The sequence below is a fragment of the Bradyrhizobium sp. USDA 4486 genome (genome assembly GCF_054057995.1).
In genome coordinates this window covers 1,870,392-1,883,994 of record NZ_JBSRZV010000001.1, presented here as the reverse complement: position 1 = coordinate 1,883,994, position 13,603 = coordinate 1,870,392, and the positions used below count along the sequence as shown (strand labels likewise).

Annotated in this window: 12 protein-coding genes, 1 tRNA gene and 1 pseudogene; 4 read left to right on the top strand and 10 right to left on the bottom strand. The window is 62.5% G+C overall.

The window, feature by feature from the left end; translation table 11 throughout:
- Positions 1 to 186 precede the first annotated feature (186 nt).
- A complete protein-coding gene (clpX, locus tag ACVWY3_RS09260; RefSeq protein ID WP_008547851.1) occupies positions 187 to 1,458 on the bottom strand; it encodes an ATP-dependent Clp protease ATP-binding subunit ClpX in 1,272 nt (423 codons plus the stop codon).
- Positions 1,459 to 1,637: 179 nt separating this feature from the next.
- On the opposite strand from clpX, the gene ACVWY3_RS09255 reads away from it, so the two are divergent.
- On the top strand, positions 1,638 to 1,916 hold the full coding sequence (locus ACVWY3_RS09255) for a hypothetical protein (protein WP_456838167.1): 279 nt from the start codon (positions 1,638 to 1,640) through the stop codon (positions 1,914 to 1,916).
- Between the two features lie 2 nt (positions 1,917 to 1,918).
- Here ACVWY3_RS09255 and ACVWY3_RS09250 read toward each other — a convergent pair whose 3' ends face one another.
- The 3 genes from ACVWY3_RS09250 to ACVWY3_RS09240 all read right to left on the bottom strand — a co-directional run bounded on the left by ACVWY3_RS09250 (position 1,919) and on the right by ACVWY3_RS09240 (position 4,511).
- Positions 1,919 to 2,554, bottom strand: a complete 636-nt coding sequence (locus ACVWY3_RS09250) for an ATP-dependent Clp protease proteolytic subunit (RefSeq protein ID WP_027559514.1) — start codon at positions 2,552 to 2,554, stop codon at positions 1,919 to 1,921.
- Positions 2,555 to 2,890: 336 nt separating this feature from the next.
- Positions 2,891 to 4,252, bottom strand: a complete 1,362-nt coding sequence (gene tig / locus ACVWY3_RS09245; protein ID WP_456838166.1) for a trigger factor — start codon at positions 4,250 to 4,252, stop codon at positions 2,891 to 2,893.
- 174 nt (positions 4,253 to 4,426) lie between these two features.
- Positions 4,427 to 4,511: transfer RNA gene (locus ACVWY3_RS09240), tRNA-Leu, on the bottom strand.
- Positions 4,512 to 4,664: 153 nt separating this feature from the next.
- Here ACVWY3_RS09240 and ACVWY3_RS09235 point away from each other — a divergent pair.
- On the top strand, positions 4,665 to 5,993 hold the full coding sequence (locus ACVWY3_RS09235; protein WP_456838165.1) for a multicopper oxidase family protein: 1,329 nt from the start codon (positions 4,665 to 4,667) through the stop codon (positions 5,991 to 5,993).
- A gap of 92 nt (positions 5,994 to 6,085) precedes the next feature.
- On the opposite strand, the gene ACVWY3_RS09230 is transcribed toward ACVWY3_RS09235, so the two are convergent.
- Positions 6,086 to 7,585 carry an NAD(P)H-hydrate dehydratase gene (locus ACVWY3_RS09230; RefSeq protein ID WP_456838164.1) on the bottom strand — a complete coding sequence of 500 codons (1,500 nt, stop codon included), beginning with the start codon at positions 7,583 to 7,585 and terminating at the stop codon, positions 6,086 to 6,088.
- Between the two features lie 380 nt (positions 7,586 to 7,965).
- Between ACVWY3_RS09230 and ACVWY3_RS09225 the strand changes: the two genes are divergently transcribed.
- A complete protein-coding gene (locus tag ACVWY3_RS09225) occupies positions 7,966 to 8,304 on the top strand; it encodes a P-II family nitrogen regulator (protein WP_007603495.1) in 339 nt (112 codons plus the stop codon).
- 150 nt (positions 8,305 to 8,454) lie between these two features.
- On the top strand, positions 8,455 to 9,864 hold the full coding sequence (gene glnA / locus ACVWY3_RS09220; protein ID WP_456838163.1) for a type I glutamate--ammonia ligase: 1,410 nt from the start codon (positions 8,455 to 8,457) through the stop codon (positions 9,862 to 9,864).
- A 12-nt stretch (positions 9,865 to 9,876) separates the two neighbouring features.
- On the opposite strand, the gene ACVWY3_RS09215 is transcribed toward glnA, so the two are convergent.
- From ACVWY3_RS09215 to ACVWY3_RS09195, 5 genes and pseudogenes are all read right to left on the bottom strand, one after another.
- The gene (locus ACVWY3_RS09215) at positions 9,877 to 10,272 is read right to left on the bottom strand and encodes a hypothetical protein (protein WP_456838162.1); all 396 of its coding nucleotides are present in this window, start codon (positions 10,270 to 10,272) and stop codon (positions 9,877 to 9,879) included.
- 250 nt (positions 10,273 to 10,522) lie between these two features.
- Complete coding sequence (locus ACVWY3_RS09210) at positions 10,523 to 10,900, bottom strand: helix-turn-helix domain-containing protein (RefSeq protein ID WP_456838161.1); 378 nt, start codon at positions 10,898 to 10,900, stop codon at positions 10,523 to 10,525.
- 9 nt (positions 10,901 to 10,909) lie between these two features.
- Positions 10,910 to 11,125 (bottom strand): annotated as a pseudogene (locus ACVWY3_RS09205) (type II toxin-antitoxin system HigB family toxin); the annotation flags it as partial.
- Positions 11,126 to 11,240: 115 nt separating this feature from the next.
- Positions 11,241 to 12,002, bottom strand: a complete 762-nt coding sequence (locus tag ACVWY3_RS09200) for a slipin family protein (RefSeq protein ID WP_456838160.1) — start codon at positions 12,000 to 12,002, stop codon at positions 11,241 to 11,243.
- Positions 11,999 to 13,390 carry an NfeD family protein gene (locus ACVWY3_RS09195; RefSeq protein WP_456838159.1) on the bottom strand — a complete coding sequence of 464 codons (1,392 nt, stop codon included), beginning with the start codon at positions 13,388 to 13,390 and terminating at the stop codon, positions 11,999 to 12,001. The genes ACVWY3_RS09200 and ACVWY3_RS09195 overlap by 4 nt, the downstream gene beginning before the upstream one ends.
- Between the last annotated feature and the right edge of the window lie 213 nt (positions 13,391 to 13,603).

Below are 13,603 nucleotides of genomic sequence, written 5' to 3'. Positions count from 1 at the left end.
AATCTTGCACGGAATTCTCGCTCGCCGCCGACATTAGGTGGCTATCGACCCGGGGGGTGTCAAGTCACTGAAATACGCGCGCCATCAGGCGCTTACGCACACATGTAAGCGACGCAACATGGACTGCGGAGAAAGCTTCCGCAGCCCTCAACTGATGAGACGTTCGGAGCGTTCCAGCGCCGCAATTTAGGCGCTGGCGTTCTCGACCGCGCGATCGGAGCGATCGGCGTAGATGTAGAGCGGACGGGCCGTGCCTTCCACGACTTCGCGCGAAATCACGACTTCTTCCACACCTTCCAGGCCCGGCAGGTCGAACATGGTCTCGAGCAGGATCGCCTCGAGGATCGAGCGCAGGCCGCGCGCGCCGGTCTTGCGCTCGATCGCCTTGCGGGCAACCGCGCCAAGCGCCTCGTCGGCGAAGGTCAGCTCGATGTTCTCCATCTCGAACAGCCGCTGGTACTGTTTCACCAGCGCGTTCTTCGGCTCGGTCAGGATCTTCTTCAGCGAGGTCTCGTCCAGATCCTCCAGCGTCGCCACGACGGGCAGGCGCCCGACGAATTCGGGGATGAGGCCGTACTTCAGCAGGTCCTCAGGCTCGACGTGACGGAAGATCTCGCCGGTGCGGCGGTCCTCCGGCGCGAGCACCTGGGCACCGAAGCCGATCGAGGTCGACCGGCCGCGCGCCGAGATGATCTTCTCGAGACCGGCGAAGGCGCCGCCGCAGATGAACAGGATGTTGGTGGTATCCACCTGCAGGAATTCCTGCTGCGGATGCTTGCGGCCGCCCTGCGGCGGGACCGAAGCCACCGTGCCTTCCATGATCTTGAGCAGCGCCTGCTGCACGCCCTCACCCGACACATCACGCGTGATCGAGGGATTGTCGGACTTGCGGCTGATCTTGTCGATTTCGTCGATGTAGACGATGCCGCGCTGGGCGCGCTCGACGTTGTAGTCGGCGGCCTGAAGCAGCTTGAGGATGATGTTCTCGACGTCCTCGCCGACATAGCCGGCTTCGGTCAGCGTGGTCGCATCCGCCATCGTGAACGGCACGTCCAGGATGCGGGCGAGCGTCTGCGCGAGCAGCGTCTTGCCCGAGCCGGTCGGGCCGATCAGCAGGATGTTCGACTTCGCGAGCTCGACGTCGTTGTGCTTGGTCTGGTGGTTGAGGCGCTTGTAGTGGTTGTGCACCGCGACCGAGAGGACCTTCTTCGCATGGCTCTGGCCGATCACGTAGTCGTCCAGCACCTTGCAGATTTCCTTCGGCGTCGGAATGCCGTCGCGCGACTTCACGAGCGAGGACTTGTTCTCCTCGCGGATGATGTCCATGCAGAGCTCGACGCACTCGTCGCAGATGAAGACCGTGGGACCCGCGATCAGTTTGCGGACTTCGTGCTGGCTCTTGCCGCAGAACGAGCAATATAGCGTGTTCTTGGAGTCGCTCGTGCCAACCTTACTCATTCATGTCTCCGTCCGCGGTTCGATCGTCTCGCTCGATCGCTCCATTTCCGGCACGAATGGCCGGTATGAAGTTCAAATAGAGCAAATTCCGTACCAAAAAAGACCCTATGCGCTACATCCCGTGCGAATCACGGTCACTCGATTCTCCCGCGATCATAGCCGATCATGCGTAGCCAACCATGCTGTCACCCGACTATCAAGAATTCGCTAATCGGGGGTCGCCGGCTACCCGTGACAATACCGTGATTTCCGGTCTTGGCACGAGCGAAGTGATGGAAATCACCCCGGCGTTGCTGGATTGCCACGAAAACAAGCACGAAAGCGGAACTTTGCGCCCATCGCAGCGCGCAAAACAGCGCTTTTGCGACGCGCACAAACGTCCTCAACGTCAACACCGCCTTGACGGTGCCCGCGATCCCCAGGGGATTCACCCGGGGATCTCCCTTGCGGCCCGGTAGTGTTACGGGGCCTTCGCCGGCGCCGGCTCCTCGGCGCGCTTGTCGATGACCTTGTCGACCAGGCCGAACTCCTTGGCGTCGTTCGCGGTCAGGAACTTGTCGCGCTCCAGCGCGTCCTCGATCGACTTGTAGGTCTGGCCGGTGTGCTTCACGTAGATCTCGTTGAGCCGCTTCTTCAGGTTCAGGATCTCCTGAGCGTGCAGCATGATATCGGTGGCCTGGCCCTGGAAGCCGCCGGAGGGCTGATGCACCATGATGCGCGCGTTCGGCAGCGAGAAGCGCATGTCCTTCTCGCCGGCGGCGAGCAGCAGCGAGCCCATCGAGGCCGCCTGGCCGGTGCAGAGCGTGGAGACCGGCGGACGGATGAACTGCATGGTGTCGTAGATCGCAAGGCCCGACGTCACCACGCCGCCCGGCGAGTTGATGTACATCGAGATTTCCTTCTTCGGATTTTCCGCCTCAAGGAACAGCAGCTGCGCGACGATCAGCGTCGACATGCCGTCCTCGACCGGGCCGGTCACGAAGATGATGCGCTCCTTCAGAAGGCGCGAGAAAATGTCGTAGGCGCGCTCGCCACGGTTGGTCTGCTCGACCACCATGGGCACGAGGTTCATGTAGGTTTCAACCGGATCGCGCATGAGTCACCTAGGGTGTTTGAGAGGCGAACATCGCCAGTCTTGGCTGCCAGTTTAGACTGGATATGCCGGAAGGCCGATGGACGTCCCGTGATGCAGGAACTTTCGTAGAAGAGCTAGCGACAGATATAGCCCAATTCGTGCCAGACAAGTCCCGAACGAATTAAGGCCTAATCAATCAGGCAGTTGAAGCTGATTCGCGCAAAGAGGCGCAGCCGACCATCTGGCTAGCTGGGCCCCTTCGCTGATCATCCTTAATAGAAGGCTGTTCCAAAATCCCATTGCGAGTGGAATCGGAACGGACCGGGATCCACTTCGCTCGAAAATGCTCCAGAGCCTTCAGGCGGCGGTCTTTTCCGCCTCGTCGTCCTTGTACAGGTCCTCACGCGAGACCTTCTTCTCGGTCACGTTGGCGAGCTCGAGGATGAAGTCGACGACCTTGTCCTCATAGATCGGCGCACGAAGCTGGGCCAATGCCTGGGCGTTGTTGCGATAGAAATCCCAGACTTCCTTTTCGCGGCCGGGCATCTGGCGGGCACGCTCGATCACGGCGCGGCCGACCTCGTCGTCGGTCACGGTGATCTTGTTCTTCTCGCCGATCTCGGAGAGCACGAGGCCGAGGCGCACGCGGCGGTCGGCGATCTTGTGGTACTCTTCCTTCGCCTTCTCCTCGGTGGTGTTCTCGTCGGCAAAAGTCTTGCCGGCGGAGTCCATCTCGGCCTTGACCGAGTTCCACATCAGGTTGAACTCCTCCTCGACGAGCGAGGGGGGAGCCTCGAAGCGATGCGCCTCGTCGAGCCGGTCGAGCAGCGCGCGCTTGACGCGCTGGCGCGTCGCGGTCGCGAACTCGGCAGCCAGACGCTCGCGCGCGGCTTCCTTCAGCTTGTCGAGCGACTCAAGGCCGAGCGTCTTGGCGAACTCGTCGTCGATCGCGAGATCCTGGGGCGACTCGATCAGCGTCGCGGTTGTCTCGAACTCGGCCGGCTGGCCGGCGAGCTTGTCGTTCATGTAGTTCTTGGGGAATGACACCTTCAGCGTGCGCGTCTCATTGGCACCGATGCCGATGAGCTGCTCCTCGAAGCCGGGGATGAAGGTGTTCGAGCCGATCACGACCTGGATGCCCTCGCCGGTGCCGCCCTCGAAGGCTTCGCCGTTGATGGTGCCCTTGAAGTTGATCGTGACGCGGTCGCCCGAGGCGGCCTTGGCGCCCTCGCCCTTGGCGGCATAGGTGCGGTTGGAATCGGCGATGCGCTTGATCGCCTCGTCGACGTCGGCATCGGAGACCTCGGCCACGGGCTTCTCGACCTGGAAGCTCTTGAAGTCGGCGAGCGCGATCGACGGCACCACCTCGATCGCGACCGTGTAGGTCAGATCGGTCTTGCCGCTCAGCAGCTCCTCGACCTCGGCCTGCTCGGTCGGCATGGTGATCTTCGGCTCGGTCGCAAGGCGGAAGCCGCGCTCGGAGAACAGCTGCGTGTTGGTGTCGCGGATGGTCTGGTCGATGGTCTCGGCCATCACGGAGCGGCCATAGACCTTCTTCAGGTGCGTGACCGGCACCTTGCCGGGACGGAAGCCGTTGATGCGGACCTTGTCCTTGAGATCGACGAGCTTGGCGCCGGCCTTGGCGTCGAGATCAGACGCGGGAACGCTGATCTTGAACTCGTGCTTCAAACCTTCCGAGAGGGTTTCTGTGACCTGCATGGCGTCCAATCTTCTTTTCGTTCGGTCCCGGCACATTGCGCGCCGAGACGCTGTCATTAATCGATCCGGCGCAAGGCGAATGCCTCAACGCCGGTGGTTCATCGGACCGGCCTTTCGCAGACAAACGTCCACGAGAAGCAGGTCCTCGCAATCCGTGCAAACGCGATAAGCGCTTGGTGCGGGCGGAGGGACTCGAACCCCCACAACTTTCGTCACTGGAACCTAAATCCAGCGCGTCTACCAGTTCCGCCACGCCCGCGTGAATTTGCATCAAGACCGGCCGCGATGCCGCGGGCGGCCGGGCTTATACCATGTGCCTGATCGTTCGCAGCAAAAAAATGGCCTGATGGAGGCAAGCTTTACGTAGGCACGATGGCTGGACTTATCCAGCGCGGCATGATCCGGATCGCGCATGAAAACCCGGATATCTGCCCCCGATCGGCGCGACGTTCTGGCCGGGCTCGGCGCCTCAATTGGCGCCTCACTCGGCGCCTCGGCGGCCGGGCTGTTCGCCGGCGGCGCCGGCCCGCTCGTGACCGCCCAGCTCGCGCTTCAGGCCAGAGCGGCAACATTGGCTCTCAGGCCGGAGCAGCCGGCTACACCAATTTGGGAACTGGCCGCGGTAAGCCACCTTGGAGACGTACGTCTCAAGCGTTTCGACAATTGCCAAGTGGTGTTCCGGAATGACCTGCCAGTGCCGCTTGCGCCCGTCTGGTACGGCCTCAATGCCCCGATGGGGGCCGATCCGCTCAGGGGTCGCGCGCCGCCGGCACCGGACACGACAGAAACGTCAATTATTTCAATAGCTCATGCGGGAACCCTGCTGGCCGACTTTCGGCTCTTCGAAGATGTCCAGAAGCAGCCCGCGCGTCCACTTCCGATCATCGCCGCCGAACCGAGCCGGATCGCCGTCGATCGTGACGTGGTCCTCCTGATCGAGGAATGGCGCCTGCGGCCGGACGGGACTGCGCTTCCGCCGGGCCGCGACCCCGGCGGCGCGACGCCCTTCTATACGATCAATGGAACGACTTCATTCGAACTATCAGCCGCGGCCAATGAGCGGCTACGGCTGCGCTTTATCAACGGCTCACAACGCTCTGTTCTGGCGATCAAATTGGAAAGCCATGAAGTCCGGGTGATGGCCCTTGACGGCCAGCCGGCCGAGCCGTTCCCCGCGCGCAACGGCGCCCTCGTGCTCGCCCCGGGCGGACGTGCCGATACGTTTGTGGATACGGCCACATCGGCCGCCTTCCTGCTGCATGACGGCAAAGAGGCGCGTCAGGTGGGCATCCTCAAAATATCAGGCCGACTGGACCGGCGAGCGGCGCTGTCATCGCCCCAGCCCCTCCCGTCGAACGATCTCCCCGAGAAGCTCGACCTGAAGGGTGCCCTGCGGTTCGATGTCGCGCTCGGCGCAGCCGAGGCCGGCTGGATCAAGCCTGCAAACTTCTCCACCGCCTCGGCCCCCGCCTTCCGCGCCAAGACCGGCCGCACCGTCGCGCTGGCCCTGAAGAACCCCGCCCCCATCGCGACCGTCTTCCACCTGCACGGCCATCCCTTCCGTCTGCTCGACAAGCTCGACGACGGCTGGAAGCCTTACTGGCTCGACACGCTCGCGATCGAACCCGGCCAGACCCAGCGCATCGCCTTCGCCGCGACCTCGCCCGGACGATGGTTGCTTGAATCCGTCGCGACCGACTGGGCCGCGCCGCGGCTCGTGCGGTGGTACGAGGTGGAGTGAGCTTTTGTAGGATGGCAGAGCGAACCCATCGCCATCGCGCCAAGATTTGAGATGATGGGTTTCGCTTTGCTCTACCCATCCGACCTAAAGGCTCAGTACTCCACCCCGAGCGCATCATAGATGCGCCGGTGCACGGCCGGCAGCGTCTCGGTCAAATCCTCCGCAATGAGCCCCGGCCCCGCCTCGCTGGCCGCCTCGCCATGCATCCACACGCCGATGCTGGCGGCTTCGAAGGCCGGCACGCCCTGCGCCAGCAGTCCTGCGATGATGCCGGCGAGCACGTCGCCGGCACCGGCCGTGGCGAGCCAGGGCGGCGCGTTGGCGGCGATGGTCGCGCGGCCGTCGGGCGCGGCGACCGTGGTGTCCGGGCCCTTCAGCAGCACGACCGCGCCGGATCGCGCGGCGGCGGCACGCACGCGCTCGAGCTTGGAACGGCCCGGATGCTTGTTGCTGAGATCGGAGAACAGGCGCGGGAATTCGCCTTCATGCGGCGTCAGCACCACCGCATTGTCCTGGGAGGACTTGATCGATTCGAACAACCGCTCGGGATTGGCCGCAAAGCTCGTCAGCGCATCGGCGTCCAGCACCAGACGCCGCTGCGCGCTCAGCGCGGTGCGGACGAGATCGCAGGTGCGATCGCCGATTCCCGCGCCGGGGCCGATCATGCAGGTGTTGTAGCGCTGGTCGCCGAGCAGCTCGCCGAACTCGATCGCGGTGTCGACCGGGCGGACCATTACTGCGGTCAGCGCGCTCGCGTTGATCGCGAGCGCCTCGCGCGGGGTTGCCAGCGTCACTAGGCCCGCACCGGCGCGCAGCGCCCCGCGCGCGGCAAGCCGCGCCGCGCCGGTCGCGGCGGCATCGCCCGAGACCGCCAGCACATGGCCGCGCGCGTATTTGTGGCCGTCGATGCGCGGCACCGGAAAGGCGGTGCCCCAGAAGTCCGGATCGTTCTCGAAGACTTGCGGCCTGATCTCGTCCAGCACCGGCGCCTCGATGCCGATGTCGGCGACGCGCACGCGGCCGCAATGCATCCGGCCCGGGAGCAACAGATGCGCCGGCTTCTTGCGGAAGAAGGTGACGGTCTCGGTGGCGTTGACCGCCACACCGAGCACGGCGGCGCTGGTGCCGTTGATGCCGCTCGGCAGATCGACGGCGAGCACCGGGGCGCCGTTGGCGTTGATCGCCTCGATCATCTCGCGTGCCTCGCCATCGACGCTCCGGCTGAGGCCGGCACCGAACAGGGCATCGATGATCAGCGCGGGTCTTCCGATCGCCTGCGGATTGAACGGCAGCACGGGATGCTTCCAGCCCCGCGCGGCGGAGGCCGCATCGCCCTGGAGCTGGTCGCGCTCGCACATCAGGATCACCGAGACCTCGCGCCCCTGTGCGGCGAGCTCGGCGGCTGCGACAAACCCGTCGCCGCCGTTATTGCCGGGGCCGGCCACTATCAGGATCGGGCCATCCTCCACCAGCGCATTGGCGGTCTCGGCGACCGCCTGACCTGCGCTGAGCATCAACTTGAAGCCGGGTGTGCCGGCGGCAATGCTGAGCTGGTCGGCACGCTGCATTTCGGCGTTGGTCAGTACTTCCATGCCACTTCCCTGGTACAAACGCCTCTTCAACAGGCATATTCGGTGCTGATCGGACGCCCGGAACAGCTTTCTGCACACATATTGAACCGTTTGCCTATTTCGTAGTCTTCGGTATTTTGGGCCGGTCGGCGCAATCTATCAGAGATGCTCGTAAAAGGCTGATAACGCTCCAGTAATCAGGGCATTTGCAACTTGGCATAGACCCTGCTTTCGAGGAAGCCGCTTCGGTTTGTCGTGCTCACTGGCAATTATCAGGGTGTGGCCGGCCGTTGTTGCCGGACTGGTCAGGGATCCCGGCATAGCGAAGACAATATCGTGCGTGAGAAAAGCGCATCCTGACGAAGACGTTGCTATTTGATCGAAAGACCGGGAGGCGCGCAGTGAAGAAAATCGAAGCCATCATCAAGCCATTCAAGCTCGACGAGGTGAAGGAAGCGCTTCAGGAAGTCGGCCTTCAAGGCATCACCGTCACCGAGGCGAAGGGCTTCGGCCGGCAGAAGGGTCATGCCGAGCTTTACCGCGGCGCAGAATACATCGTCGACTTCCTGCCCAAGGTGAAGATCGAGATCGTGATCGGCGACGATCTGGTCGAGCGCGCGATCGACGCGATCCGCCGCGCCGCGCAGACCGGCCGCATCGGCGACGGAAAAATCTTCGTCTCCAATATCGAAGAGGCGATCCGCATCCGGACCGGCGAATCCGGGCTGGACGCTATCTGAGCCGGGTGCTATCCCGAATTTTGCGACACTCTGAAAGAAAAAAGGCTGCTTCGGCGGCCTGATTTCGTTTGTGCGGTTGCGCCAACTCGCCGAAAGCGAGAACAAATCTGCTCACCTGGAAACCGACCCGCAGAGCCAAAAGGGGTATGCATGAAGACCGCCAAAGACGTCCTGAAATCGATCAAGGACAACGACGTCAAATACGTCGACCTGCGCTTCACCGATCCGCGCGGCAAGTGGCAGCATGTGACGTTCGACGTCAGCATGATCGATGAGGACATTTTCGCCGAAGGGACGATGTTCGACGGCTCCTCGATTGCCGGCTGGAAGGCGATCAACGAATCCGACATGTGCCTGATGCCCGATCCGGTGACCGCGACGATCGATCCGTTCTTCGCCGAAACCACGATGGTCATCACCTGCGACGTGCTCGAGCCGACCACCGGCGAGCCCTACAACCGCGACCCCCGCGGCATCGCCAAGAAGGCCGAGGCCATGGTGAAGTCGATGGGCGTGGGCGACAGCGTGTTCGTCGGCCCCGAAGCCGAGTTCTTCGTGTTCGACGATGTGCGTTATTCGGCCACCCCCTACAACACCGGTTTCCGGCTCGATTCGTCGGAGCTGCCGATCAACTCCGACACCGAATATGAAGGCGGCAATCTCGGCCACCGCGTCCGCACCAAAGCCGGCTACTTCCCGGTGCCGCCGCAGGACTCGGTGCAGGACATGCGTTCCGAAATGCTCGGCGCCATGGCCAAGATGGGCGTCAAGGTCGAAAAGCACCATCACGAGGTCGCCTCCGCCCAGCACGAGCTCGGCATGAAGTTCGACACGCTGACGCTGATGGCAGACCACTTGCAGATCTACAAGTACTGCATCCACCAGGTCGCGCACATCTACGGCAAGACCGCCACCTTCATGCCGAAGCCGGTCTATGGCGACAACGGCTCGGGCATGCACGTGCACCAGTCGATCTGGAAGGACGGCAAGCCGGTGTTCGCCGGCAACAAATACGCCGACCTGTCGGAAACCTGCCTGCACTACATCGGCGGCATTATCAAGCACGCCAAGGCGATCAACGCCTTCACCAACCCCTCGACCAACTCCTACAAGCGTCTGGTCCCGGGCTATGAGGCTCCCGTGCTGCTCGCCTACTCCGCGCGCAACCGCTCGGCCTCCTGCCGCATCCCCTACACCGCTTCGCCGAAGGCCAAGCGCGTCGAGGTGCGCTTCCCCGATCCGCTCGCCAATCCCTATCTCGGCTTCGCCGCGATGCTGATGGCCGGCCTCGACGGCATCAAGAACAAGCTCGATCCGGGCCCGGCAATGGACAAGGACCTCTACGACCTGCCGAAGGAAGAGCTGAAGCAGATCCCGACGGTCTGCGGCTCGCTTCGCGAGGCGCTGGAAAACCTCGACAAGGACCGCGGCTTCCTCAAGAACGGCGGCGTGTTCGACGACGACTTCATCGACGCCTATATCGAGCTGAAGATGACCGAAGTCGAACGCTTCGAGATGACCCCACATCCGGTCGAGTTCGAGATGTATTATTCGGGCTAGGCGGCTCGAACTCTACACGACAAGCAAAAGGCGCTCCGATGAGAGCGCCTTTTCGTTTGAGGGCTCCTGCGGTGGGTTGAAGTCTTGCGAATCCATCGCCGCAGCTGCACGACCCGTTAACCGCAATGGGAGCGACGGACTACGTGTTCGGCGAATCCACCTACGCCGCGCGCGCTCCGACGAAAGATTCGAAAAGGTCAGCTTAATCAGAGCAACTACTACATACGCGGCCACGCAGACAATCGTCAGCATTGTGAATAATACGAGAAGGAAGAATGGATTATGCGCTTTGCTCAATTTGACGGTGCCAGCAAAGACCCCTAGCGCGCCCGAGAACAGCCCGATCGAAATGCCAAGATGAGCCAGCAGATGGAAAAAGGAGAACGGTTCGCTCCTGATGACAAACATGGCAATGACAGGAACGAAACAAAAGAGAATGTCGCCAGCGACTACGTGCCCAGGTCCGCGTGCTGGATATACATCGCCTCGACCGTGATGACAGAAGCCAACACAAACGCGCTAACATTCATACAAACGTCGCACGCGTTCCGAGCAGGCTTGCTTGTGAGTCGGTCCTGTCCGACATGTTCATTGACCTGTAGAATGGGTGGAGCGTGGGGACGCTTATCGTGGGACAGGTAAAACTCTCCGCGACAAGCTATGCGGCGTCCAGACGATACGGTTTGATCAATAGCTCGGCAGGCACTTTCCAAGCTTCGCCGATCCGAAAGATCATCTCCACGGTGAGCGCGCGCCTCCTGTTCAATATCTCGGACGCACGTGAGCGAGAGCCCAACAGCTCCGCAAGTTCTGCCTGGGTGTGTCCTCCCTCATCAATCAAATATTTCAACATATCAATGGGATCGAGACGCGACGTGTCGACCGGCCAACGCGCGGCCTCGTATTTCTCGACAAGCGTTGCCAGGATATCGATCTTGTCGCCATCATCAGTCCCGGGCTCCGCACCCCAGAGCCGCTCAATCTCGGCAACAGCGGCATCGTAGTCTGCTTCTGTCCGTATAGGACGGATTTCCATGTTGCCTCCTCAGTACATCGCAACCGTCAGCGCATCGATCTTGTCATATTCGGCATGTGCACCGATGAACTTGATAAACGCGATTTGATGCTTGAATGCGAATGCGACGATCAGGCGGAAATTGCCGCCGGCGATTTCAAACCGCGCTCGCTCTCCGTTCAGCACGACCACACCAGGAACGGTCACCTGGATCTCGTTCATCGAAGACCATCTAACTGCCCTGACGAGCTTGACCCACGGCGCCCCTGAGACGACAGCGCACCCTTCGCTCCGCCCATGTCCTCCTGGCCGCGACTACGACCTCGCGATCGATGCCGCCGCCCCGACAGAGCGAGAGAAATCACGTCGTCTCCCCCCGCGACATCAAATGGTCGAGCAATCCCGTCGGCAGCGGAAAGACGATGGTCGACGACCGTTCCCCCGCGATGTCGTGCAGGGCCGCGAAGTAACGCAACTGCATCGCCTGAGGCTCCTGCGCGAGAATCCGGCCGGCCTCGACGAGCTTTTCGGCAGCCTGCTGTTCGCCCATCGCGTTGATCACCTTGGCCCGCCGCAACCGCTCCGCCTCGGCCTGCTTGGCAATCGCGCGCACCATGGTCTCGTTGATATCGACGTCCTTGATCTCTATGCCGGTCACCTTGATGCCCCAGACGTCGGTCTGCTTGTCGAGGATCTCCTGGATATCGGCGTTCAACCTGTCGCGCTCGGCAAGCATCTCGTCGAGCTCGTGCTTACCGAGCACCGAGCGAAGCGTCGTTTGCGCGAGCTGGCTGGTGGCGGCCATGTAATCGCCGACCTTGATGATGGCGCGCTCGGGATCGACGATGCGGAAGTACAGAACGGCGTTGACCTTGACGGAGACGTTGTCCCGCGAAATCACGTCCTGCGGCGGCACGACCTGCACCATCACCCGGAGGTCGACCTTGACGAGTTGCTGCACGATCGGAACGAGGAGGATGAGGCCCGGGCCCTTCACGCCGGTAAAGCGCCCGAGCGTAAAGATGACGCCACGCTCGTATTCGCGCAGAATTCGAATAGCCTGGGATAGAAACATGATGACAAGCAGCGCAAGCGCCGCATAAGTCATGTATTCCAGCATCATGATGGACCTCCCTCGCCGGCTGGTGCGCGCCGTATCAGCAGCGTCAGGTCGATGACGTTGGTGACCTCGACCGTCTCTCCGGGCTTGAACGTTTCGGCGCCGCGCGCCTGCCAGCGCTCGCCATGGGCAAAGACATGACCTTCGCTCCCGTTCCAATCGAGGACTTCGGCGGGTAAGCCTCGCATGGCCTGCACACCGACCCGTTCGGGAGCTTTGGCGGCGCGCCGAAGCGAACCAAGCACGACGAGCGCAAAGCCGACGAACACAGCCGCGGTGATGCCGATCACCCACCATGACAGGTGATAGCCGGGCGCCTCGACCCTGAAGAGCATCAGCGCTCCCAGCACGAAGGCGATGATCCCTCCAAGGCCGATCACCACGGTCGGATTGAAGGCTTCGATGGTGAGAAGCACGATGCCGACCAGCATCAAGGCCAGGCCGGCATAGCTGATCGGCAGCAAATTGAGCGCATAGAGGCCGATCAGCAGACAGATCGCGCCGACGACTCCAGGGGCGACGGCTCCGGGGGACATGAACTCGAAGATCAGGCCGTAGATGCCGACCATCAGGAGAATGAACGCCACGTTGGGATCGGTGATGACCGCCAGAAGGCGGGATATCCATCCGGGGTCGAGGGCTTCAACCACGGCATCCTTTGTCGCGAGGCGCTGCGTCTTGCCGCCTGCAACCTCCACCTCACGGCCATCGAGCTGCCTCAGCAATTCAGCCTGATCGCGCGCGACGAGATCGGTGGCATGTGCCTCCAGCGCGCCGTTGGCGGAGAGCGTGGCAGCCTCACGGACCGCCTTTTCCGCCCAGTCCGCATTGCGATGGCGCAGCTCCGCAAGGCTGCGAATGAAAGCAACCGCATCATTGGTCGCCTTTGCCGTCATGGCATCTTTCGGCTCGCTCTGCTGGTCGCCGTCCTTCTTGTCCTTGCCGCCCTTGTCCGGCGCACCGCCCGGCAGCCCCGGCAGCGGCCCGCCAATCTGCACCGGCGTCGCAGCGCCGATATTGGTGCCCGGCGCCATCGCCGCGACGTGGGTCGCATAAAGGATATAGGTCCCCGCGCTCGCCGCGTGGGCGCCGGAGGGAGCGACGTAGCCAACGACAGGAATCGGCGAGGCCAGCACATCGGCAATGATCTCGCGCATGCTGGAGTTGAGACCGCCGGGAGTGTTCATTCTCAGAAGCACCACCTCGGCACGCCGTTCGCTTGCCTTGGCCAACGCCTCTTTCACGTAGTTGGCCGACGCGGGGCCAATGGCCCCGTCGATCGAAACCACCAGTGCAAGGCGGCTGTTCTCCTCCGCTGGACTGGGACGGAGGCCGCAGATCAAAACCACGGCGCCAATCGCCGCAACGAGGGCCGCCTTCATGGTCTGCACGGCAGTGCTCCCTTGCAGAGCATATGGTGGTCCTCTCGGGAACCTCAATGCTGCGCGTGGAGGCCAACGTCACGATTGTGCAACGCAATGCAAATCGCCACACAGGATATCGATGTGATCGGCTGAGCAGAGGCAGCCGCGGACCAGGTCACAGTTGGATCCGCACCGCGTCAGGCGCGGCTACCGCGCTCAAACATAGAGCTTGCCCACGCC

Coding starts and splice junctions, on each gene's coding strand:
- clpX (WP_008547851.1), bottom strand. CDS start 1,458: ATGAGTAAGGTTGGCACGAGCGACTCCAAGAACACGCTATATTGCTCG.
- ACVWY3_RS09255 (WP_456838167.1), top strand. CDS start 1,638: ATGCTGTCACCCGACTATCAAGAATTCGCTAATCGGGGGTCGCCGGCT.
- ACVWY3_RS09250 (WP_027559514.1), bottom strand. CDS start 2,554: ATGCGCGATCCGGTTGAAACCTACATGAACCTCGTGCCCATGGTGGTC.
- tig (WP_456838166.1), bottom strand. CDS start 4,252: ATGCAGGTCACAGAAACCCTCTCGGAAGGTTTGAAGCACGAGTTCAAG.
- ACVWY3_RS09235 (WP_456838165.1), top strand. CDS start 4,665: ATGAAAACCCGGATATCTGCCCCCGATCGGCGCGACGTTCTGGCCGGG.
- ACVWY3_RS09230 (WP_456838164.1), bottom strand. CDS start 7,585: ATGGAAGTACTGACCAACGCCGAAATGCAGCGTGCCGACCAGCTCAGC.
- glnA (WP_456838163.1), top strand. CDS start 8,455: ATGAAGACCGCCAAAGACGTCCTGAAATCGATCAAGGACAACGACGTC.
- ACVWY3_RS09215 (WP_456838162.1), bottom strand. CDS start 10,272: ATGTTTGTCATCAGGAGCGAACCGTTCTCCTTTTTCCATCTGCTGGCT.
- ACVWY3_RS09210 (WP_456838161.1), bottom strand. CDS start 10,900: ATGGAAATCCGTCCTATACGGACAGAAGCAGACTACGATGCCGCTGTT.
- ACVWY3_RS09200 (WP_456838160.1), bottom strand. CDS start 12,002: ATGATGCTGGAATACATGACTTATGCGGCGCTTGCGCTGCTTGTCATC.